Genomic DNA, 20,760 nt, shown 5'->3' with positions numbered 1-20,760 from the left:
AGGCGTCGCCATGTCTCAATTTTTTCGCATTCACCCCGACAATCCGCAGCCGCGGCTCATCAATCAGGCCGTGCAGATCATCAAGGACGGCGGTCTCGTCGCGTTGCCGACGGATTCAAGCTACGCGCTCGGATGCCATCTCGACGACAAGGACGCCGTCGAGCGATTGCGGCGCGTTCGCGGTATCGACGACAAGCAACTGCTGTCGCTGCTCGTGCGCGATCTCTCCGAACTGTCGAATTTCGCGATGGTCGACAACCAGCAGTACCGGCTGATCAAGTCGGTGACGCCCGGGCCTTACGTATTCGTGCTGCAGGCGACCAAGGAAGTGCCGCGCCGGCTGTCGCACCCGTCGCGCAAGACCATCGGGCTGCGCGTGCCGGATCATGCGATCACGCTGGCGTTGCTGGAAGCGCTCGGCGAGCCGCTGCTCGCCTCGACGCTGATCCTGCCGCCGGACACCGAGCCGCTCAACGACGCCGAGGAAATCCGCGAACGGCTGGAAAAGCAGGTCGAGCTCGTGATCGATGCCGGCGCGTGCCCGGCGGAGCCGTCGACGGTGATCGATCTTTCATCGGGGGAGCCAGTGCTCGTGCGCGCGGGGAGAGGCAGTCTCGAACCGTTCGGGCTCACGGCGTAAGCGCCGTGCTGTAACGCACACGGGCGTAAGACCCGACTAAGTGTCATCGCACATCATGGGCGAAATAGTGCGCGCCCGGCGCCGTCGCGCGCGTCTGATTCGACCTGCCCGCTTGCTACAATACCGCCCCATGGACTCCTCCCTGATACAAACCATCGCGGTCTACGCGCTCCCGGTGATCTTCGCGATCACGCTGCACGAGGCCGCGCATGGCTACGCCGCGCGACTGCTCGGCGACAACACGGCCTACGTGCTGGGCCGCGTTTCCATGAATCCGATGCGCCACATCGACCCGATCGGCACGATCGTGATTCCGATCGTCCTGTATTTCGTGACGAGCGGGGCCTTCATGTTCGGCTACGCGAAGCCCGTGCCGGTGGCCTTCGGCAATCTGCGCAATCCGCGCTGGGGCAGTCTCTGGGTCGCCGCGGCGGGCCCCGGCAGCAACTTCGTGCAGGCGATCGTCTGGGGCGTGATCGCGGTGCTGCTCGCGGCCTTTCATGTCGACGAACCGTTTTTCACGCGCATGGCGGCGGCGGGCGTCGGCGTGAATCTGGTGCTCGGCGTGCTGAATCTCTTTCCCTTGCCGCCCCTCGACGGCGGCCGCGTCGTCATGGCGCTGTTGCCGGTGCGCGCGTCGATCGCGTTTTCGAAGCTCGAACCGTACGGCTTCTTCATCGTCATGGCGCTCGTCGTGACCGGCGTGCTGACGCGCTTCTGGCTCGGGCCGCTCGTGAACGTCGGCTATACGGCGGTGTCGGCCATTCTGAATCCCCTCGCTTCACTATTCCCATAAGATCATGTTCCCTGACCGTATCTTCTCCGGCATGCGGCCCACCGGGTCGCTGCACCTCGGCCACTACCACGGCGTGCTGAAAAACTGGGTGCGGCTGCAGTCCGAATACCCGTGCTTCTTCGCGGTGGTCGACTGGCACGCGCTCACGACGCACTACGAGACGCCCGAGGTCATCGAGAAAAACGTCTGGGAAGTGCTGATCGACTGGCTGGCATCGGGCATCGATCCGGCGCAGGCGACGCTCTTCATCCAGAGCCGCGTGCCCGAGCACGCCGAGCTTTCGCTGCTGCTCGGCATGGGTACGCCGCTCGGCTGGCTCGAACGCGTGCCGACCTATAAAGAGCAGATCGAAAAGCTGCGCGAGAAGGATCTGTCGACCTACGGCTTTCTCGGTTATCCGGTGCTGATGGCGGCGGACATCCTGCTGTATCGCGCGTCGCTCGTGCCGGTCGGCGAGGATCAGGTGCCGCACGTCGAAATGACGCGCGAGATCGCGCGCCGCTTCAATTATCTGTACGGCAAGGAAGCGGATTTCGAAGAGAAGGCGCTCGACGCGGCGAAAAAACTCGGCGGCAAGCGCGCGAAGCTGTATCACGAACTGCGCGTCGCGTATCAGCAGGAAGGCGACGACGAGGCGCTCGAACAGGCGCGCGCGATGTTGCAGGAGTCGCAAAGCCTGTCGATGAACGATCGCGAGCGGCTGTTCGGCTATCTCGAAGGGGCGCGCAAGCTCATCCTCGTCGAGCCGCAGGTGCTGCTGACCGAAGCGTCGCGCATGCCGGGCCTCGACGGGCAGAAGATGTCGAAGTCCTACGGCAACACCATCGGCCTGCGCGAGGACGCCGCGACGATCGAGCAGAAGGTCCGCAGGATGCCGACCGACCCGGCGCGCGTGCGCCGCACCGATCCGGGCGATCCGGACAAGTGCCCGGTCTGGCAACTGCATCAGGTCTACACCGACGAAAAGACCCACGAATGGGTCCAGAAGGGCTGTCGCAGCGCGGGCATCGGCTGTCTGGAATGCAAGCAGCCGGTGATCGAGGGCATTCTGCGCGAGCAGCAGCCCATGCTGGAACGCGCGCAGAAGTACATGGACGATCCGTCGCTGTTGCGCGCGATCGTCGCGGACGGCTGCGACAAGGCGCGCAAGTTCGCCGTCGAGACCATGCGCGACGTACGCGAGGCCATGGGCCTGTCTTACAACTGATGGAAGGCGTGCCGAGTCAGTGGGTCACGCGCTGGGCGCATCTCGTCGCGCGCGGCGGAGCGGTGCTCGATGTCGCGTCGGGGCGCGGGCGGCACGCGCGCTGGCTCGCGGCGCGCGGTTTTGCCGTGCTGGCCGTGGATCGCGACGCCGAGGCGCTGGCGTCGATGTCGTCGCTCGTGGGCATCGATACGCTGACGGCCGATATCGAAGGCGCGTCATGGCCGCTTCCGGGCGACCGAACGTTCGATGCGGTCGTCGTGACCAATTATCTGCATCGGCCGCTGTTCGGGCACTTGATCGACGCGCTCGCGCCCGGCGGCGTGCTGATCTACGAGACGTTCGCGGCGGGCAACGGCAGTATCGGCAAGCCGTCGAATCCGGCGTTTCTGCTCGAACCGGGCGAACTGCTGGACGCCGTGCGCGGGCAGCTGCGCGTGATCGCCTTCGAAGACGGATTCATCGAGGACCCGCGTCCTGCCTACGTGCAGCGGATTTGCGCGATTCGCGAACCGCAGTCAGCGGAAAACCCGCTCACGATTGGTAACACACCGCCGAGCCCGCCACGTTACGCGCTGACCGGCTAATCCGCTACAATCGCGTAAGATCGCTTTTTGCGATTAAATTTACGATTAAATTCATAGAGTTTCATGACAAACGGAACACACGGCGGCATCCAGATCCGCGGCAGCATTCCTGCCATCGTCACACCGATGCACGAGGACGGTAGTCTTGATCTGCCGGCGTTTCGAAAACTGATCGACTGGCACGTCGAGCAAGGATCGAACGGTCTCGTCGTGGTCGGCACGAGCGGCGAATCGGCCACTCTGTCGGTCGAAGAACACATCCTGATGATCCAGACGGCGGTGGAGCACGCCGCGAAGCGCTTCCCGATCATCGCGGGCGCGGGCGGCAATTCGACCGCCGAGGCCATCGAGCTCTCGAAGCAGGCGAAGAAGGTCGGCGCCGACGCCACGCTGCAAGTCGTCCCGTATTACAACAAGCCGACGCAGGAAGGCATGTACCGCCATTTCCGCACTATCGCGGAAGCGGTCGATCTGCCGGTGATCCTGTACAACGTGCCGGGCCGCACCGTCGCCGACATGAGCAACGAGACCATTCTGCGTCTCGCGGACGTGCCGGGCATCATCGGCGTGAAGGAAGCGACCGGCAACATCGATCGCGCGGCGCATCTGATCAAGCACGCGCCGGCGAACTTCGCAATCTTCAGCGGCGACGATCCCACGGCCATCGCGCTGATGCTTCTCGGCGGCCACGGCAATATCTCGGTGACGGCCAACGTCGCGCCGAAGGAAATGAGCCAGCTCTGCCGCGCCGCGATCGAAGGCGACGCGATCACCGCGCGCCGTATCCATCTGAAGCTTCTGTCGCTGCACAAACAACTTTTCTGCGAATCGAATCCGATTCCGGCCAAATGGGCGCTGCAGGCGCTCGGCCGCATGGAAGGCGGCATCCGTCTGCCGCTCACGCCGCTCGACGCGCGCTATCACGACGTCGTGCGTGACGCGTTGCGCGAGTCCGGGCTGCTCGCCTGATCACCCGTGGCGGCACGGCAAGTCACAAAGAATCGAAAGCCCGCGCCGCCGCACGTGACCGGAATGAAGCCCACGTTCAGTCATCAACCGCCGCTCATTGGCCTCGACTTTTGCGTCGATGATCCGCTCGGCTAGAGCGGCATCGGCGCGAGGCAATGCGTCATCAGCAGCAAAGAAGGACCTCATGAAACGTTCCGCTCTTCTTACTCACGCCAAACGCCTGAGCATGCTGTCGCTCGGCGCCGGCGCGATCTTCGCGCTCGCGGGTTGCGACACGCTCAACGACTGGCTCGCGCCGGATCGCGTCAACTACAAGGCTGCTGAGACCGCACCGTCGCTCAATGTTCCGTCGGATCTGAGCACGGCCGACATCAGCCAGCGCTATGCCGCGCCGCCGAAGATCAACGCGCTGGGCGGCGCCGCGGAACGCGCGGTCACGCCGGCCGGCAACGCGACGCTCGGCGTGCCGAACGCGCAGGACCCGTACGGCATGCACGTCGAGAGCGATGGCGACCGTCGCTGGCTCGTCGTCGATGGCCGCTCGCCCGATCAGATCTGGGGACCGCTGAAGGAGTTCTGGGAAGAGAACGGCTTCACGCTCAAGACCGACGCGCCGCAGACCGGCATCATGGCGACCGACTGGGCGGAGAACCGCGCGAACATTCCGAACGACTGGTTCCGCAATAGCGTGGGCAAGCTGCTCGACTTCGCGTATTCGTCCGGCACGCGCGACATGTTCCGTACGCAGGTGGACCGCGCGTCGGACGGCTCGACCGATATCTCCGTCACGCACAGCGCGATGGAAGAAGTGCTGACGGGGCAGGACAAGACCTCGTCGCGCTGGGAAGCGCGTCCGCGCAACCCGCAGCTCGAAGCCGCGGTGCTCACGAAGCTGATGCAGAAGTTCGGCCTGACCGAAAAGCAGTCGCAGCAGTTGATGGCGCAGGCGCGTCCGTCGGGCGCTAAGGTGGCGGTGGACCAGAGCGCGGGCGGTTCCACGCTCGATCTCGCCGAGCCGTTCGATCGCGCATGGCTGCGCGTGGGCCTCGCGCTCGATCGCACCAATTTCACGGTCGACAATCGCGATCGCGACAAGGGCATTTACTACGTCCATTATTCGGACTCCATGGCGGAGCTGAAGAAGGACGGTCTGTTTGGCAAGTTCTTCTCGGGCAATACGCCGAAGCCGACGCGTCAGTTCCTCGTCAACGTGCGGCCGAAGGCGGACTCGCTCACGCAGGTCGGCGTCGTCGATGCGAACGGTCAGCCGGACACCTCGTCCGATGCGCAGCGCATCGTGTCCTTGCTGCACGCGCAGTTGAACTAAACGACTTCTGAAGACATCGTGAGATTCGCCAGTCTCGGCAGCGGCAGCGAGGGCAATGCATTGCTCGTCGAGGCATCGAGCGGCACGACCACGACGCGCGTGCTGCTCGATTGCGGATTCTCCGGCAAGGAAGTCGAGCGTCGCCTCGCGCGTCTGAACTGCCGCGCCGAGGATCTCGACGCCATCGTCATCACGCACGAGCACACGGATCATATCGGCAGCGCGCTGACGCTCGCGCGCCGATGGTCCATTCCTCTGCACATGAGCTGGGGCACCGCGCGCGCGATCGGCGCCGATGAAGCCGACATCGACCTGCACGTGCTGTGGGGCGATGAGAGTGTGGCCATCGGCGATCTGAGCGTGCTGCCGTATACCGTGCCTCACGATGCGCGCGAGCCGCTGCAATACGTCTTTTCAGACGGCGCGTGCCGCCTCGGTGTGCTGACGGACGTGGGTGTGTCGACGCCGCATATCACGAACGTCCTGAGCGGCTGTGACGCGCTCGTGCTCGAATCCAATCACGATGTCGGCATGCTTGCCGCGAGCCGCTATCCGCCCTCGCTGAAGGCGCGCATCGGCGGGACTCACGGACACCTGAATAACGAAGCGGCGGCGGCCATACTCGCGTCGCTCGATCGTTCCAGGCTGCGTCATCTCGTCGCCGCTCATCTCAGTCAGCAAAACAATCTGCCGCATCTGGCGCAGGCGGCGCTCGCGGCGGCGCTGGGTGCGTCGGCGATCGATGTGGTGGTCGCGACGCAAGCGGAAGGCTTCGACTGGCTAATGCTCTGAATGCGCGGATAACGCGGTAGAAACGCAGAAAGCAGATATGAAAAAACCGGCCCAAAAGCCGGTTTTTTCGTTGGCAGGCCGCATTGAGCGGCGCATGCCTTGGCGCCGAAGCGCCGACAAGCCTTACTGGCTTGCGCCCGATGCCGGAGCAGCAGCCGAAGCGGCAGCGTCCGAAGCTGCGCCAGCAGCCGAAGCTGCGTCGCTTGCAGCGGCCGAAGCGCTCGATGCTGCAGCGTTTGCGTCCGAAGCAGCAGCAGCCGGAGCCGAAGCAGCCGACGTATCGCTTGCAGCGCTCGGAGCAGCCGTTTCGCTAGACTTGTTGCATGCAGCCAGAGCAACAGCAGCCAACAGGGATGCTACGAGGAGGGATTTCTTCATGATCACGTCCTTTTATGGTTAAAGGTAAGCAACAGCGCAAAGTACCGGTAATGTGTGCTCCAACACCGACCTGGGCCGCTGTGGAGACTCACAATTCTTTTTTGTGTGAGACTTCCTACGGCTTGGCCGGAAATTATAGGCACTTTCGTAACGACCGTCGATAAATCAGGGGACGATACGTTGTCTTTCTCATACAAACTTTCATATTGCGGAACAACAAACTCTAGCATTCCGCAGCGTGTCAGGAAGTCTCATGAAGTCAAGCCAGTCAAGGCAAAGCACCCATCCGAAGCCAGCCCGCACAATACCATTCGTGCAGCAGCGCTGTCATTGACGAATCGTCTGTAAGTGTTACAAAGCGTTTCGCCTCCAGATGCCGAGTATCGGCCAATTCAGGGAGCCACTTTTTCAGCTTCGATGACAACACTTGCTCTTCGCCATTTACGAAAAATGACCTTGCGTCGTAGAGCAAAATAGTCTTTCTATCCAGCCTTACGCCCGTTTTCTTCGCACGCTCTACAAATTTTTGCTCATTGAGCGCGCGCTCAGGCGAGTCGAATACGACGTTCGCTTTTGGCTCGCTCAAATAAGTGCCGAGAAATGCCGCGATGTCCTTTTCAGTCCAGTTGACGTTCGCAAGGATCGCGCCAACCCGGTCGACGAGCAGTGCGGGCAGCGCGGCCGGATTCGACACGGGTTCCTGCGCCGGATCGCGATAGCGCGTGCTGGCACGCGCGCCTTCCGGTGCATCGTCCGCGCGCTCGGCGAGATGATAGAGGAACTGCGCCGTGAGCTCGTGCGTGGAGGGCGCGCGAAAGCCGATCGACGCGGTCATGCATTCGCCTTCCGCGATGCCGTCATGCGCGATATGCGGCGGCAGATACAGCATGTCACCGGGCTCCAGCAGCCATTCTTCCTCGGGCTCGAAGTGCTGTAAAACTTTCAACGGCAGTCCGGGATTTAGCGAAAGGTCACGCTGAGCGCTGATACGCCAGCGGCGCTTGCCATGAACCTGAAGCAGAAACACATCATAAGAGTCGAAGTGCGGTCCGACACCGCCGCCGTCGGTCGCATACGAGATCATCAGGTCGTCGAGGCGCGCGTCCGGAATGAAGCGAAAGCGGTTCATCAGCGCGTGCGCGCGATCGTCGTGCAGGTTCGCGCCCTGCACGAGCAGCGTCCACTCGCGTTTCTTCACTGAAGGCAATTCGTCGGGCGCGAACGGGCCGTGCTCCAGACTCCAAGTCTTGCGAAAATGCGTGATGAGACGGGACTCGACGTCGTCGAGATCGGCGAGTTCGAAGAGTTCGTCGCGCGCGAGCGGCGCTGCGATATCGGGGATCGCCTGTCGGATCAGGAGCGGCTTTTTCTGCCAGTAACGCCGCATGAACTGTCGCGGTGTGCGGTTGCCCAACAAGGGTGTGGGTTCATCCGGCGAAGGCGCGCGAGCATGCTCGGGAAGGCCGGAAACAGGGGCTAGTGTTGCGTCTTGGGGCCGCTTGGGCATCGTATAATCGAGGCTTGTATCTTGGAGGATCCAATGAAAATTGCGAAAGACACTGTCGTTTCGGTCGCTTACAAGCTATCGGATGCGCAAGGCAATCTGATCGAGGAGAGCGACGAGCCGATGGTCTATCTGCACGGCGGCTATGATGGCACGTTCCCCAAGATCGAGGAAGCGCTCGACGGTCACGAGGCCGGATATGAAACGCTCATTCAGCTCGAACCGCAGGACGCGTTCGGCGAGTACGATCCCGAGCTCGTGAAGATCGAGGAGCGCAGCCGCTTTCCGGAGCCGCTGGAAGTCGGCATGCAGTTCGAAGGCACGCCCGAAGACGGCGATGACGACATCGACTCGCTCATCTACACCGTGACCGATGTCGCCGAGGACAAGGTCGTGCTCGACGGCAATCATCCGCTCGCGGGCATGGCGCTGCGCTTCTCGCTGTCGGTGCAGGAAGTGCGTACTGCGACCGACGACGAGATCGAACATCAGCACGCGCATGGCGCGGACGGCCTGCAGGTCGTCGACGAAGACGAAGACGACGATGACGACGAACCGCGCAAGGATGCAGGTCCGACGCTGCACTGATCGAGCGCATCGGCTTACTGAAAAACGCAGCTTCGGCTGCGTTTTTTATTGCCCGCTCGTGTCGTTGCGTACGCCCGACGCGGGCACGGGATAGATCGGCGGCAGCGACTGCGGCGGCGTGAGGATCGGCGGCAGGTCGGAGGCCGGCAGCGGCATCGAGGGCGGTGCCGGCAGCGAGTCCGGCAAGCCCGGTGGCGTCGATGCGGGCAAGGTCGGTTGCGTCGCCGGACTGGGCGTTGGGTAGGGCGACGGATAGGGCACATAGGGCGTGCTCGATTGCGCGGGCGCCTCGGGCGGCGTGGCCGGTTCACGCGTGCGCGCCTCCTTCACATCGCGCACGCGCAGTCGAAACGGCGGATGCCATTGCGCATCGCTTTGCACTTCGAGCCATTGCGTTTGCGGCTTCCTGAACGCCACCGCCACGCGCGTGAGATTCGTGACGATCAAACCCTTGTCGTTGCGCAAAGGTTGATCGATATGAAAGCCGTTGGGCTCGGGCGTATCGGTGCCGTGAATCACGATGACCGGCCCGCGAAAGGTTTCGGCCGCCTTCGCGAGGCTGCGCTTGAGTTCGAGGAAGCCGTCGCGCGGCTGGTTCGAGCGCGAGAAGCGCAGCCAGCCGAAGCGCTCGCGCCGCTCGTAGCGCGAAAAATCCGGATCGCCCTGCAGAATGACGACGAGCGCGCGCATCTCGGTGCGCCGCGCCGATTCCGCCGCGTGCTCGATCCAGAAGGTCGTCGCGACGGTGCGGTCTTCGAACTCGCCGTTGCGCCCGCCCGCCGTCAGATAGTGATTGTTCGGACTCGGCACGTTGAGACCGATGAACGCGATGCCCTGCGCCTGCCAGCGCACGATTTCCCGGAACGTGCGAAAGCGCGCGACATCGCTTTCGCGCGCGAGATTGAGGGGGCTTTGTCCGAGCGAACCGGCATCCGCGAAAAAGAGCTGGCGGACGAAATCGAGCCGTTCCACCGGGTCGTAAGCGCCCGCGTGCGCGAGGCCGCAATCGGCCCAGTCGTGCTGGCCGAGCAGCAGCACGAGCGGCGTGCGCGACGCGTCCAGCAGATCATGCCGCGACTGATAGATGCCGTCCCGGCACGGCTCCGCGCCGCCCTTCAGATTGCCGTCATAGACGATGAACGCGATGCTGCCGTCACGCCCGATCGCGTCGAGCATGCGGCGCACCGGGGCTTCGTCGGCGGGACGGGTGAGCGCGTCGGAGATGACGGCGAAGCCGAGCGGCGCGCTGCCTTCGGCGTTTGCCTGCCGGATCGATCCGCAGGTGAGCGCGCCGCACATGAGCGCGACCGCGATCGGCGCAGCGCTCGTCAGGCGCGCGGCGACGCCACGCTCAACGCGCGGCATCCGGCGGACGATTCGCCAGTTCATGCAGTTCGTAGAGCAGATCGAGCGCATCGCGCGGACGCAGCTCGTTCGGGTCGAGTGCGCGCAGCCTGTCCATTACCGGATGTTCGGGCGCGTCGGCCGGCGCCGGTTCATCGTCGCGCGGGTCATCCTCGAAGGGTGCGTAGGGCTGACTCGCGAACAGATCGAATTGCGGCGTCGGCTGGCCGATCGACTGCTGCTCCAGATGCACGAGATGCTTGCGCGCCGCGCGGATCACCGCCGCCGGCACGCCCGCGAGTTGCGCGACCTGCAAGCCGTAGCTCTGATTCGCCGGTCCTTCGCTCACCGCGTGCAGAAACACGATGCCGTGATCGTGCTCGACCGCCGACAGATGCACGTTCGCCGCCTGCGCGAATTCCGCGGGCAATTGCGTGAGCTCGAAGTAGTGCGTGGCGAACAGCGTGTAGCAGCCGTTGTGCGTGAGCAGATGACGCGCGATGGCCCAGGCGAGCGCGAGGCCGTCGAAGGTCGAGGTGCCGCGCCCGATCTCGTCCATCAGCACGAGACTCGATGCGCTCGCGTCGTTGAGAATCGCCGCTGCTTCCGTCATCTCGACCATGAAGGTCGAGCGTCCACCCGCGAGATCGTCCGCCGCGCCGATGCGCGTGAAGATGCGATCGAGCGCGCCGAACCGCGCGCGCTTCGCGGGCACATAGCTGCCGACATACGCCATCAGCGCGATCAGCGCGGTCTGGCGCATGAAGGTCGACTTGCCGCCCATGTTCGGACCGGTGATCAGCAGCAGCTTGCGATCCTGGCCGAGCGCACAGTCATTGGCGATGAACTGCTCGACCTGCGCCTCGACGACCGGATGCCGCCCCTGTTCGATATCGATGCCGGCATCGGCGGTGAATTGCGGCGCGACCCAGTCGAGCGCGCGGGCGCGTTCGGCGAACGCGCACAGGAGATCGAGTTCCGCGAGCGCGCCCGCCACACGCTGGCAATCCGCGATGAAGGGCAGCAGGTTCTGCAGCAGCGCGTCATAGAGTGCGCGTTCACGCGCGAGCGCGCGCTCCTGCGCGGACAGCGCCTTGTCCTCGAACGTTTTCAGCTCGGGCGTGATGTAGCGCTCGGCGTTCTTCAGCGTCTGACGGCGGCGATAGTCGTCCGGCACCTTGTCGGTCTGGCCGCGCGTGACCTCGATATAGAAGCCATGCACCTTGTTGTACTCGACGCGCAGATTCGCAATGCCCGTGCGCGTGCGCTCGCGCGCTTCGAGTTCGATCAGGAACTGATCGCAGTTCTCCGAAATATCGCGCAATTCATCGAGATCGGGATCGTAGCCGCGCGCGATCACGCCGCCATCGCGGATCAGCGCGGCAGGTTCGGGTGCGATGGCACTCTTCAGGAGATCGAGACATTCGTGCGGCGGTTCGAGCGCCACGCTGATGCGCTCCAGCGCCGACGCATGCGCCGCCACGGCAGCGACGAGCGCGCGCAGATCGGGCAGCGTGGCGAAGGTGTCGCGCAGGCTCGACAGATCGCGCGGCCGCGCCGACAGCAACGCGAGACGGCCCGTGATGCGCTCGATGTCCGAGATCTTGCGCAGCGCGCCGCGCAAGGTGTCGAGCCCGCCGTTCACGGGTGCGTCGAGCAATGCGCCGATCGCCTGCTGACGCGCCTGCGCAACCGATGCATCGCGCGGCGGATGATGCAGCCAGTGGCGCAACAGCCGGCTGCCCATCGTCGTGCAGCAGGTGTCGAGCAGCGAGAACAGCGTGGGCGATTCGGTCCCGCGCAGCGTCTCGGTGAGTTCGAGATTGCGGCGCGTGGCGGGATCGAGCCCGATGTATTCCGATTCGTATTCGACCTTCAGGCTGCGCACGTGACGCAACTGCTGGCCTTGCGTCGCGGCGGCGTAAAGCAGGAGCGCGCCGGCCGCGCCGCACGCGCAGGTGAGCGTCTGAGCGCCGAAGCCGTCGAGACTCGCGACATCGAGTTGCTCGCGCAGGCGCTGCGTGCCCGAGCCGACATCGAAATGCCAGGCGGGCACACGCGTCGTGGCGCCTGGATTCATCACGCCGAGCGATGCCTGCGCGTCGGTGATCGAATCGGCGATGAGCGTTTCCGCCGGGCGGATGCGCTCGAGCGCCGCGCTCACTTGCCCGGGCGCGACTTCCGCGAGACGCAGCGCGCCGCTCGCGAGATTGAGCCACGCGAGGCCGACGCTCGTCACCACGCCGCGCCGGTTGTGCGCGGGGCACAGCGCGAGCAGATAGACATCGCTCTTGTCCGAGAGCAGGGCGGCATCGGTCAGCGTGCCGGGCGTGACGACGCGCACCACCTTGCGCTCGACCGGACCTTTCGACGTCGCCGGATCGCCGATCTGTTCGCAGATCGCCACCGACTCGCCGAGCTTGACCAGCTTCGCGAGATATTGCTCGCACGCGTGATGCGGGACGCCCGCCATCTTGATCGGATTGCCGCCCGACGCGCCGCGCTGAGTCAGCGTGAGATCGAGCAGGCGCGCGGCTTTCTCCGCATCGTCGAAGAAAAGCTCGTAGAAATCGCCCATCCGGTAGAAAACGAGCGTGCCGGGATGGTCCGCCTTGATGCGTAGATACTGCTGCATCATCGGCGTGTGCTGCGACAGGTCCGCGAGTGGCGCGCCGCTATCGAGGGAAGTATCGGGAGTTGCCGTGTGATTGCCCATCTTGCGTGCTGTGGAAGCCGGAATGACCAAACGGCCGGGCGCGAAGTTGCGCCGGCGCGAATGAGCCGATAGGCCAAGAGTTTAACCTGTCGCCGGATGAGCGCGAGCCGGCCGAACGGCTAGCGGCGCGCCAGGAACGAAGGCGAATTCAGCAGATGTGAGTGGACAAGCGTGCCCGCTCGCGTGTGGCGAGGACAATGCTCGCCGCCGAAACGAATGTTTCACCGTTCCGGCGGCAATTTTCAGAAACGATCAGAGCGCGTCACGCGCGCCCGGCGAGATAACCGACGAGCAATGCCAACCCCGCCACCGCGCCGAGCGTATGCCACGGCCGGTCATGCACGAAATCGTCGGCGTAGCCGGCGGCATCGCCGAGCCTGCCCGCGATCGCGCCGCTCGCGCCGTTCATCTGCGAGCGGGCAGTTTTGAGCTTCGATTGCAATTCCTTGCGCAGCTTGTCCGCATCGATGTCCTTTGCGTTCAGGATCGAGCTTTCCAGATCGTCTAGCAGACTACGCAATTGGCCGCTGGCCGAATCGACCGCGTCGCTCGCACCTCGCACCGCGCGCTGGCCGAGATCGGCGGCGCCATTGATCTTGCTGTCGAGCGTCGAACGTGTGAACAATCCCATTTCCTTGCTCCTTGATTGACGTTGCCGAGGAATGTCGCCGTACCCCGCAGCCGGGGTATGGACCCAGAATACACCGTTGAGCAAGGTTCATTCCTCGACCAGCGCGCCCAGGTCCGTTTCGCGCTCGTTCTGGCTGTGGCGGCGCATCGCGAGCGCCATCATCAGGCAGACGAACAGGCCGAATACGACGATGATCCACTGCACCGGGACCTTGACGGTCAGAAGCAGCGCGTACGCGCCGAGCATCGCGAGCACGGCGAGGTTCTGGTTGAAATTCTGCACCGCGATGGAATGCCCGGCGGACAGCAGCGTCGCGCCGCGATGTTGCAGGATCGCGTTCATCGGCACGATGAAAAAGCCCGACAGACCGCCCAGCGCGATCATCAGCGGATAGGCCATCAGGATATAGGCCGGCGCGAAGAACGGGCCGATCTGCACGCCCGCGCCCGCCGGAAAGAGATCCTTGTTGTAGAAAGCCATCGCGACCGCCACCGCGCCGATCAGCACGCCCACCGGCAGCACGCGCAGCGACTGCCGCAGCACGATCCACGCGCTTGCCGCCGCGGCGCCGAGCGCGATGCCCAGCCCCGTCACGCCCTGCAGCACGGCGGCCTTCGACAGCGACAGGCCGAGGTTCGCATCGGCCCATTTGAGCACGAGCAGCTGCAATGTGACGGCCGCGCCCCACAGCAGCGTCGTGACCCACAACGCGATCTGCGAGAGCTTGTCCTTCCACAACACCTTGAAGCTGTGGGAGAAATCGTCGACGAGCCGGGTCGGCTCGGTGAGGCGGTTCGGATAGCGTGCGCCGGTGTCCGGAATGAACACGTTGATGAAGGCCGCCGACGCATAGATCACCATCACCGCGAAGAGCGCGGCGTGCGCGGCGGTGCTCACGAGCGGCAGATGCGCATGCGTGACCCAGCGCGCGACGACCTGGCTCACGAGCGCGCCGCCGATCACGGTGCCGAGAATCGTCGAGCCGACGGTCGCGGATTCGAGCCACGCGTTCGCCGCGATCAGCTTTTGCGGCGGCAGCAGTTCGGTGAGAATGCCGTACTTCGCGGGAGAATACGCCGCCGCGCCGAGACCGACGACGCCATACGCGATCATCGGATGCACGCCCGCGATCATCATCGCGCAGCCGCCCGCCTTGAGCGCGTTCGAGATGAACATGACGTGGCGTTTCTGGATCGCATCGGCGAATGCGCCGACGAATGGCGCGAGCACGACATAGGAAATCGTGAAAAAGATCTGCAGAAGCGGCGTGACCCACGGCGCGGATTGCACGACGGCGAGCATGGCGATCGCGGCGATCAGAAGCGCATTATCGGCGAGCGATGAAACGAACTGCGCGGCGATGATCGTGTAGAAGCCTTTCTTCATGGCGGGAGTGACGTGTGGCGCGGCGTGCGACGGGCAGACGGGGAAGGGCGCGACGAAGCGTCGCCTTCGGGCGGCGAGGGCAAAAGATTGCACTGTAACGGAGCCCCGCATTCGTTGCAGAGCAGGGGGCGCGCCCGGGACGCGAGCGGAGGGAGAAAACGAAAGGGCGCAGGGCGCGCCCTTTCCATGCGGCTTATTCGCCAGTCAGACGCGTGCGCGAGTACGGGTCGAGAATCTTGATCATCTGCGCGTACACCTTCGGATTGGCGGCGACAATCTCGTTCTGGAACAGGAAATCCGATTCACCCGTGTAATTGCCGACGAGCCCGCCCGCTTCCGTCACGAGCAGGGCGCCCGCCGCCACGTCCCACGGATGGATGCCTTGTTCGAAGAAACCGTCCAGCCGCCCGGCCGCGACGTTGGCGAGATCGAGCGCCGCTGCGCCCGGACGGCGCAGGCCTGCGCACGACAGCGTCATTTCGCTGAAGAGGCGCATGTAGCCGTTCAGGCCCTGGCCGTCGCGGAACGGGAAACCGGTGCCGATCAGCGCATCGGCGAGGCGGTCCAGCTTGCCGACGCGAATGCGCCGTTCGTTCAGATACGCGCCGCGTCCGCGCGATGCGGTGAAGAGATCGTTGCGGGTCGGATCGTAGATGACGGCCTGCTGGACGATGCCCTTGTGCGCGAGCGCGATCGACACGCAGTAGTACGGGAAGCCGTGAATGAAGTTGGTGGTGCCGTCGAGCGGATCGATGATCCACTGGAATTCCGACTCGCGATCCGTCGCGCCGGACTCTTCGGCGAGGATCGAGTGATCGGGATAGGCGGTGTGCAGCGTCTCGATGATGGCGGCTTCGGACGCCTTGTCGACTTCCGTCACGAAGTCGTTGTGCTGTTTCTTGCTGACCTGGACGCGGTCCAGATCGAGCGACGCGCGGTTGATGATCTGTCCGGCGCGGCGCGCGGCCTTGACAGCGATATTGAGCATCGGATGCATGAGCGAAATCCTCTGGCCGCCGGGCGCGTTCATGAAAATGAACACGCGCTGACGGAAAAATTGGCGACAACGACTATGTCGACGAAAGACGAATTGAATAAGAGCGGGGCGTTCGCGCGAAGATTCGACTGACTGCGACAATCGTTCGCGGCGCGCGAAGGGGCCATTTTACCCGAAAGTGGCTGTGCGTTTCCGGTGGTTCGGCAAAGCGCGTTAACATGGCGGGTTCGCACATTCATTACACATCGCGCCTTGGAACCCAACGATCTCTCCGCGCCTGCCGGCGGCTTCACGTCCACGCGCTTCATCCTCGTCGAGCCGAGTCATCCGGGCAACGTCGGCGCGGCCGCGCGCGCGCTCAAGACGATGGGCTTCGCGCGCCTCGTCCTCGTCGCGCCGCGCGTGCCCGACGTCAAGAACGAGCCAGAAGCCATCGCGATGGCCTCCGGCGCCGACGACGTGCTCGCCTCCGCGCACGTCGTCGACTCGCTCGCCGATGCGCTCGTCGGCGTGCGCTGGTCGGTGGCGCTGACCGCCCGCATGCGCGAGTACGGCCCGCCGCAGATGCCGCCGCGCGCGCTTGCCGAACGCGCGCACGAATTCGTGCGCCACGGCGACATCGCGCTCGTGTTCGGCAACGAGCGCACCGGCCTGTCCAACGCGGATGTCGAGCGCTGCAGCGCGCTCGCGCATATTCCGGCCAATCCCGCCTACAGCTCGCTCAATCTCGCGCAGGCCGTGCAGGTGCTCGCCTACGAGTTGCGGCTCGCGTTCCAGGCGTCCGCGGGCCCGCTTGCCGCCGTCGAGCCGGCGGCGCAGAGCGCGGCGAGCGATGAAATCGAAGGCATGTACGCGCATCTCGAAGAGGCGCTCGTCGCGCTCGATTTTCTCGATCCGGCCAATCCGAAGAAGCTGATGTCGCGTGTGCGGCGGCTCTTCGCGCGCTCGGGACTGGAGCGCGAAGAGGTGAATATCCTGCGCGGGATCGCCAAGCACATCCTGCTTCGCGCCAGGAAAGACTGAACGCGCGTGCGCGCGTTTGTTCCGATGGCAGCGACCGCGTTGCCATCGGGGGCATCGGGCAAAGGCGGCGCGCTCGCCCTACAATCGGCGAAAAACGGCGACCGCCGATATAAGCTTTGCGCGTTCCCTGCTTTAGGCGTCCTCGTGGCGTGGAACGGCGCGCGACCCCTCCCACCATCGAGACATCGCCATGTTCGACCGACTTCGCGAAGACATCGCCGCCATCCGCGAGCGCGATCCCGCCGCCCGCAGCGCCTGGGAAGTCGTCACCTGTTATCCCGGGCTGCATGCGATCGTGCTGCATCGGTTCGCGCACGCGTGCTGGCGCCGCCAATGGCGCTGGCTCGCGCGCTTCGTGTCGCAACTCGCGCGCTTTCTCACCGGCATCGAGATCCATCCGGGCGCGACGCTCGGGCGGCGCGTGTTCATCGATCACGGCATGGGCGTCGTGATCGGCGAAACCGCTGAAATCGGCGATGACTGCACGATCTATCAGGGTGTGACGCTCGGCGGAACGTCGCTCACGCGCGGCGCGAAGCGTCATCCGACGCTCGAACGCGGCGTGATCGTCGGTGCGGGTGCGAAGGTGCTCGGCGGTTTCACCATCGGCGCCGAGGCGAAGATCGGCTCCAACGCGGTCGTCGTGAAGCCGGTGCCGGCGGGCGGCACGGCGGTGGGCAATCCGGCGCGCATCGTGATGCCGGCGGTTTCCAGACCGAAGGAGCCGAAGCACGAAGGTTTCTGCGCCTATGGCATCACGCCGAACGCCGACGATCCCATGTCGCTCGCGATCCACGGCCTGATCGATCACGCCTCGACGCAGACGCAGCGTATCGACGAGATCGTCGCGGCGCTCGAACGGCTCGGCGCGCGCGTGGAAGCGCTCAATGCCGTCGATGGCGCCGCGCTCGTCGATCTCAAACGCCTGTGCACGTCGATGGACGGCAAGACCGAAGAGCGAACGGAATCGCTTGCGCGTTGAAGCGTCAGAGCGGCAGCGGGTGCACGCCGCTGTCGTCGAGGCGCAGATAGCCGCCGCGCGGTTTGCTGACGTCCAGTTCCCAGTCGGGCAGCACCCAGCGCACGCCTTCGACTTCGCGATGCATCGCCGGGCGATGCGTGTGGCCGTGAATCAGCGTATGCGTGCGGCTGTTGATGAAGAGTTGCGAGACGGCTTTCTTCGTGACGTCGTATTTCGCGTCGACGCCCATCGTGCGCGCGCCTTCGCTCTTCGTGCGCATGCGCTGGCCGATGCCCAGCCGCGTGTCGAGCGGCAACGCCAGAAAGAGCCGCTGCGCGAAGCGGTTGCGCGCGAACGCGCGAAAGCGCTGATAGGCGCGGTCTGCCGTGCAGAGGCCGTCGCCGTGAGCGAGCACGACGCGCTTGCCGAACGCGGTGATCACGAACGGATCGGGCAGGGGCAGCGCGCCCGCATCCTTCATGAAGCGTTTGCCCAGCAGGAAATCGCGGTTGCCGTGCATCACGTAGAGGCCGATGCCGCGCTCGGAAAGCGTGTGCATGAGTCGCGTCATGCGGCGCGCAAAGCTGGCGCGCGCGTCCGACTCGGGCGCATCGAGGATATCGTCGCCGACCCAGAATTCGAACAGGTCGCCGAGAATGAAAACGGAGTCCGCCTCGTTCGCGGTCACTTCGATGAAATGCTCGAACGCTTCGACCGTTTTCGGAATCGCTTCGGAGAGGTGCAGATCGGCAATGAAAAACAGCGGGCGCGCGTGGTTCGCTGCGCCCGCTGCCTTGCGATCGAATGAAGTCTTCGTATCGATCATGCAATGAACGGAGATCAGACCACGACGGCCTTCTCGATCACGACGTCGTCGACCGGCACGTCCTGATGGAAACCCTTCGAGCCGGTCTTGACCTTCTTGATCTTCTCGACCACGTCCAGGCCTTCGACCACACGGCCGAACACGGTGTAGCCCCAGCCCTGCGGCGTCGGCGACGAATGGTTCAGGAAGTCGTTGTCCTTCACGTTGATGAAGAACTGCGCCGTCGCCGAATGCGGGTCGTTGGTGCGCGCCATCGCGATCGTGCCGTTGTCGTTCGTGAGGCCGTTGTTGGCTTCGTTGTTGATCGGCGCGTCGGTCGGCTTCTGGTTCATGCCCGGCTCGAAGCCGCCGCCCTGGATCATGAAGCCGTCGATCACGCGGTGGAACACGGTGTTGTCGTAATGACCCTTCTTCACGTAGCTGAGGAAGTTCTCGACCGTCTTCGGCGCTTTTTCGGCGTCCAGTTCAAGCTTGATGACGCCGTGGTTCGTATGCAGTTCGACCATGATGGTGTTCTCTCCAATGTGTTTGATTGAGCTTCGTGTTACTGCGAGACCACGGTGGCCGACTCGATCACGGTCGGCTTCTGCGGCACGTCCTGCATCGGACCGCGCGTGGTGGTCGGGCTGCCTTCGATCTTCTTCACGACATCCATGCCCGCTACGACCTTGCCGAACACGGCATAGCCGTTGCCATCCGGGCTCGGATAGTCGAGACCCGCATTATCGACCGTATTGATGAAGAACTGGGCGGTGGCCGAGTTCGGGTCGCTGGTGCGCGCCATCGCGAGCGTGCCCGTGGCGTTCTTCAGACCGTTCCTGCTTTCCAGCGGGATCGGCGCGCGCGTGGGCTTCTCGGCGAAGCTCGTGCTGTAGCCGCCGCCCTGGATCATGAAGCCCGGAATCACGCGATGGAAGATCGTGCCGCTGTACTGACCGGACTTCACGTAGTCGAGAAAGTTCGCGACCGTCTTCGGCGCCTTCTCGGGATACAACTCGACCTTGATGTCGCCTTGCGTGGTCTTGATGAGCACGGTGGGGCGCGCCGCCTGCGCATTCGGCTGGGCGAACGCCGGCGCGCTCGCGATCAGGGCGGCGCTCGAAAGCGCCAACATCAGGAATTTCATGAAGGATCGATCCTCGTGTGGTTCGTGTGGTGAATACGGACAGTCGAGCGCTTACGGTTGCGCTTTTGGCGCGACGTAGGGCGTGGTCGGCAGCGGGCCGGTCGGGCCGCCGAACGGCGAGTATTCGTCGGGCGAGGGCATCGGCGACGTGCCGGCGCCGGACGCCGGTGTCCATTCGTCGGCGGCCGCATGGGGAGCCGCAGCCGCGCCCGTGCCCGATGCGACATCCGCCGCGCTCGCGCGTTTCTTCGGCGGCGTGTAGATGTTCTGGATCGCCGCGATGCGCTGGCTCGTGAGCGGACTCTTCGAGCCGAGCGACTGCGCGCGCTTGTACGACTCGCTCGCGAGGCGCAGGTAAAGATCGCCGAGGTTGTCGTACGCGAGCGCGTAGCCGGGGTTCGCCTTCACCGCGGTTTCGAGCGCGGCGCGCGCTTCCTCGTAGCGGCCTTTCTTCGCATACAGCGCGGCGAGGTTGTTGTACGGCTCGGGCAATTCGGGGTAGGCCTGCGTGAGCTCGGTGAAGGCGGCGATGGCGTCGTCGTCGCGATTCAGGCGGGCGAGCACGGTCGCGCGCTTGAACTTCGCCTGCACGTCGCGCGGATTGTTTGCGATGCGCGCGTCGAGTTGCGTGAGCGCGGCGCTCCAGTCCTTGCTGGCGATGGCCGAATCGATTTGCGGCGTGTCGTCGCGCGTGGCGGGCGAGGTTTGCGCGAGCGCCGCGCGCGACATGCCGACGCATGCGGCGAAGCCGAACGCCGCGACGGCGAGCGTGTGCGTTACGAACCGGCGGGAGAGTGGCGAAGGCGCGCGCGCTGTGCGATGGGTCACTTGGAATCGAGTCAATGAATGATGCAGCGAAAGATGCCACGAAAGCGGCGAAAGAGACCGCGAGCGCTTCAAGGCGTGAACGATCGCGAGAACCGGAGCGGGAGCAGAAATGCCCGATGCGGCACGCGGTCCGGCAA

21 protein-coding genes are annotated in these 20,760 nt (G+C 64.5%); 10 read left to right on the top strand and 11 right to left on the bottom strand.

The window, feature by feature from the left end; all coding sequences use genetic code 11:
* The first annotated feature begins 10 nt into the window (after window positions 1–10).
* From AWB80_RS24635 to AWB80_RS24605, 7 genes are all read left to right on the top strand, one after another.
* Entirely contained in the window at window positions 11–640 is a 630-nt protein-coding gene (locus AWB80_RS24635; protein ID WP_061162189.1) for an L-threonylcarbamoyladenylate synthase, read from the top strand.
* A 130-nt stretch (window positions 641–770) separates the two neighbouring features.
* Entirely contained in the window at window positions 771–1,436 is a 666-nt protein-coding gene (locus AWB80_RS24630; RefSeq protein ID WP_061177269.1) for a site-2 protease family protein, read from the top strand.
* Between the two features lie 4 nt (window positions 1,437–1,440).
* Window positions 1,441–2,643, top strand: a complete 1,203-nt coding sequence (locus tag AWB80_RS24625; protein WP_061177268.1) for a tryptophan--tRNA ligase — start codon at window positions 1,441–1,443, stop codon at window positions 2,641–2,643.
* A complete protein-coding gene (locus AWB80_RS24620) occupies window positions 2,643–3,227 on the top strand; it encodes a class I SAM-dependent methyltransferase (RefSeq protein WP_061177267.1) in 585 nt (194 codons plus the stop codon). Before AWB80_RS24625 ends, AWB80_RS24620 begins: the two co-directional genes overlap by 1 nt.
* Window positions 3,228–3,290: 63 nt before the next feature.
* Entirely contained in the window at window positions 3,291–4,196 is a 906-nt protein-coding gene (gene dapA / locus AWB80_RS24615; RefSeq protein WP_061177266.1) for a 4-hydroxy-tetrahydrodipicolinate synthase, read from the top strand.
* A 184-nt stretch (window positions 4,197–4,380) separates the two neighbouring features.
* Entirely contained in the window at window positions 4,381–5,523 is a 1,143-nt protein-coding gene (gene bamC, locus AWB80_RS24610; protein ID WP_061177265.1) for an outer membrane protein assembly factor BamC, read from the top strand.
* A gap of 18 nt (window positions 5,524–5,541) precedes the next feature.
* Window positions 5,542–6,315 (top strand): MBL fold metallo-hydrolase, encoded by a 774-nt coding sequence (locus AWB80_RS24605; RefSeq protein WP_061177264.1) that lies wholly within the window; start codon window positions 5,542–5,544, stop codon window positions 6,313–6,315.
* 123 nt (window positions 6,316–6,438) lie between these two features.
* Here the strand turns inward: AWB80_RS24605 and AWB80_RS44990 are convergent, their stop codons facing one another.
* A complete protein-coding gene (locus tag AWB80_RS44990) occupies window positions 6,439–6,693 on the bottom strand; it encodes a hypothetical protein (RefSeq protein WP_074168913.1) in 255 nt (84 codons plus the stop codon).
* Window positions 6,694–6,961: 268 nt separating this feature from the next.
* Window positions 6,962–8,200, bottom strand: coding sequence for a JmjC domain-containing protein (locus tag AWB80_RS24590; protein WP_061177263.1), 1,239 nt, complete (start codon window positions 8,198–8,200; stop codon window positions 6,962–6,964).
* Window positions 8,201–8,233: 33 nt separating this feature from the next.
* Between AWB80_RS24590 and AWB80_RS24585 the strand changes: the two genes are divergently transcribed.
* Window positions 8,234–8,785 (top strand): FKBP-type peptidyl-prolyl cis-trans isomerase, encoded by a 552-nt coding sequence (locus AWB80_RS24585; protein WP_061177262.1) that lies wholly within the window; start codon window positions 8,234–8,236, stop codon window positions 8,783–8,785.
* A 45-nt stretch (window positions 8,786–8,830) separates the two neighbouring features.
* Here the strand turns inward: AWB80_RS24585 and AWB80_RS24580 are convergent, their stop codons facing one another.
* From AWB80_RS24580 to AWB80_RS24560, 5 genes are all read right to left on the bottom strand, one after another.
* The gene (locus tag AWB80_RS24580) at window positions 8,831–10,174 is read right to left on the bottom strand and encodes a hypothetical protein (protein WP_061177261.1); all 1,344 of its coding nucleotides are present in this window, start codon (window positions 10,172–10,174) and stop codon (window positions 8,831–8,833) included.
* Window positions 10,137–12,767, bottom strand: coding sequence for a DNA mismatch repair protein MutS (gene mutS, locus AWB80_RS24575; protein WP_425266881.1), 2,631 nt, complete (start codon window positions 12,765–12,767; stop codon window positions 10,137–10,139). Before mutS ends, AWB80_RS24580 begins: the two co-directional genes overlap by 38 nt.
* 340 nt (window positions 12,768–13,107) lie before the next feature.
* On the bottom strand, window positions 13,108–13,476 hold the full coding sequence (locus AWB80_RS24570; RefSeq protein WP_061177259.1) for an ElaB/YgaM/YqjD family protein: 369 nt from the start codon (window positions 13,474–13,476) through the stop codon (window positions 13,108–13,110).
* 87 nt (window positions 13,477–13,563) lie between these two features.
* Entirely contained in the window at window positions 13,564–14,862 is a 1,299-nt protein-coding gene (gene lplT / locus AWB80_RS24565) for a lysophospholipid transporter LplT (protein ID WP_061177258.1), read from the bottom strand.
* 193 nt (window positions 14,863–15,055) lie between these two features.
* Window positions 15,056–15,859, bottom strand: coding sequence for an inositol monophosphatase family protein (locus AWB80_RS24560; protein WP_061177336.1), 804 nt, complete (start codon window positions 15,857–15,859; stop codon window positions 15,056–15,058).
* Between the two features lie 252 nt (window positions 15,860–16,111).
* Here AWB80_RS24560 and AWB80_RS24555 point away from each other — a divergent pair, with 252 nt between their 5' ends.
* Window positions 16,112–16,882 carry an RNA methyltransferase gene (locus tag AWB80_RS24555; RefSeq protein ID WP_061177257.1) on the top strand — a complete coding sequence of 257 codons (771 nt, stop codon included), beginning with the start codon at window positions 16,112–16,114 and terminating at the stop codon, window positions 16,880–16,882.
* A gap of 190 nt (window positions 16,883–17,072) precedes the next feature.
* Window positions 17,073–17,864, top strand: a complete 792-nt coding sequence (gene cysE, locus AWB80_RS24550; RefSeq protein ID WP_061177256.1) for a serine O-acetyltransferase — start codon at window positions 17,073–17,075, stop codon at window positions 17,862–17,864.
* Window positions 17,865–17,868: 4 nt separating this feature from the next.
* On the opposite strand, the gene AWB80_RS24545 is transcribed toward cysE, so the two are convergent.
* The 4 genes from AWB80_RS24545 to AWB80_RS24530 are packed head-to-tail and all read right to left on the bottom strand — an operon-like array spanning window position 17,869 to window position 20,623.
* Window positions 17,869–18,669 carry a UDP-2,3-diacylglucosamine diphosphatase gene (locus AWB80_RS24545; protein WP_061177255.1) on the bottom strand — a complete coding sequence of 267 codons (801 nt, stop codon included), beginning with the start codon at window positions 18,667–18,669 and terminating at the stop codon, window positions 17,869–17,871.
* A gap of 14 nt (window positions 18,670–18,683) precedes the next feature.
* A complete protein-coding gene (locus AWB80_RS24540; protein ID WP_061177254.1) occupies window positions 18,684–19,175 on the bottom strand; it encodes a peptidylprolyl isomerase in 492 nt (163 codons plus the stop codon).
* Window positions 19,176–19,213: 38 nt separating this feature from the next.
* Window positions 19,214–19,795 (bottom strand): peptidylprolyl isomerase, encoded by a 582-nt coding sequence (locus AWB80_RS24535; RefSeq protein WP_061177253.1) that lies wholly within the window; start codon window positions 19,793–19,795, stop codon window positions 19,214–19,216.
* A 51-nt stretch (window positions 19,796–19,846) separates the two neighbouring features.
* A complete protein-coding gene (locus AWB80_RS24530) occupies window positions 19,847–20,623 on the bottom strand; it encodes a tetratricopeptide repeat protein (protein ID WP_087131571.1) in 777 nt (258 codons plus the stop codon).
* Window positions 20,624–20,760: the final 137 nt, after the last annotated feature.

It is taken from the genome of Caballeronia pedi (assembly GCF_001544915.2).
In the GTDB taxonomy this organism is placed as follows: domain Bacteria; phylum Pseudomonadota; class Gammaproteobacteria; order Burkholderiales; family Burkholderiaceae; genus Caballeronia; species Caballeronia pedi.
This window is presented reverse-complemented; position numbering and strand designations above follow the sequence as displayed.

What these genes read in the sequence shown, in the direction of transcription:
- lplT (WP_061177258.1), bottom strand. Translation starts at nt 14,862, where the DNA reads ATGAAGAAAGGCTTCTACACGATCATCGCCGCGCAGTTCGTTTCATCG.
- bamC (WP_061177265.1), top strand. Translation starts at nt 4,381, where the DNA reads ATGAAACGTTCCGCTCTTCTTACTCACGCCAAACGCCTGAGCATGCTG.
- AWB80_RS24635 (WP_061162189.1), top strand. Translation starts at nt 11, where the DNA reads ATGTCTCAATTTTTTCGCATTCACCCCGACAATCCGCAGCCGCGGCTC.
- cysE (WP_061177256.1), top strand. Translation starts at nt 17,073, where the DNA reads ATGTTCGACCGACTTCGCGAAGACATCGCCGCCATCCGCGAGCGCGAT.
- AWB80_RS24580 (WP_061177261.1), bottom strand. Translation starts at nt 10,174, where the DNA reads ATGAACTGGCGAATCGTCCGCCGGATGCCGCGCGTTGAGCGTGGCGTC.
- AWB80_RS24585 (WP_061177262.1), top strand. Translation starts at nt 8,234, where the DNA reads ATGAAAATTGCGAAAGACACTGTCGTTTCGGTCGCTTACAAGCTATCG.
- AWB80_RS24560 (WP_061177336.1), bottom strand. Translation starts at nt 15,859, where the DNA reads ATGCATCCGATGCTCAATATCGCTGTCAAGGCCGCGCGCCGCGCCGGA.
- AWB80_RS24540 (WP_061177254.1), bottom strand. Translation starts at nt 19,175, where the DNA reads ATGGTCGAACTGCATACGAACCACGGCGTCATCAAGCTTGAACTGGAC.
- AWB80_RS24630 (WP_061177269.1), top strand. Translation starts at nt 771, where the DNA reads ATGGACTCCTCCCTGATACAAACCATCGCGGTCTACGCGCTCCCGGTG.
- AWB80_RS24570 (WP_061177259.1), bottom strand. Translation starts at nt 13,476, where the DNA reads ATGGGATTGTTCACACGTTCGACGCTCGACAGCAAGATCAATGGCGCC.
- AWB80_RS24625 (WP_061177268.1), top strand. Translation starts at nt 1,441, where the DNA reads ATGTTCCCTGACCGTATCTTCTCCGGCATGCGGCCCACCGGGTCGCTG.
- AWB80_RS24545 (WP_061177255.1), bottom strand. Translation starts at nt 18,669, where the DNA reads ATGATCGATACGAAGACTTCATTCGATCGCAAGGCAGCGGGCGCAGCG.
- AWB80_RS24535 (WP_061177253.1), bottom strand. Translation starts at nt 19,795, where the DNA reads ATGAAATTCCTGATGTTGGCGCTTTCGAGCGCCGCCCTGATCGCGAGC.
- mutS (WP_425266881.1), bottom strand. Translation starts at nt 12,767, where the DNA reads ATGATGCAGCAGTATCTACGCATCAAGGCGGACCATCCCGGCACGCTC.
- AWB80_RS24620 (WP_061177267.1), top strand. Translation starts at nt 2,643, where the DNA reads ATGGAAGGCGTGCCGAGTCAGTGGGTCACGCGCTGGGCGCATCTCGTC.
- AWB80_RS44990 (WP_074168913.1), bottom strand. Translation starts at nt 6,693, where the DNA reads ATGAAGAAATCCCTCCTCGTAGCATCCCTGTTGGCTGCTGTTGCTCTG.
- dapA (WP_061177266.1), top strand. Translation starts at nt 3,291, where the DNA reads ATGACAAACGGAACACACGGCGGCATCCAGATCCGCGGCAGCATTCCT.
- AWB80_RS24590 (WP_061177263.1), bottom strand. Translation starts at nt 8,200, where the DNA reads ATGCCCAAGCGGCCCCAAGACGCAACACTAGCCCCTGTTTCCGGCCTT.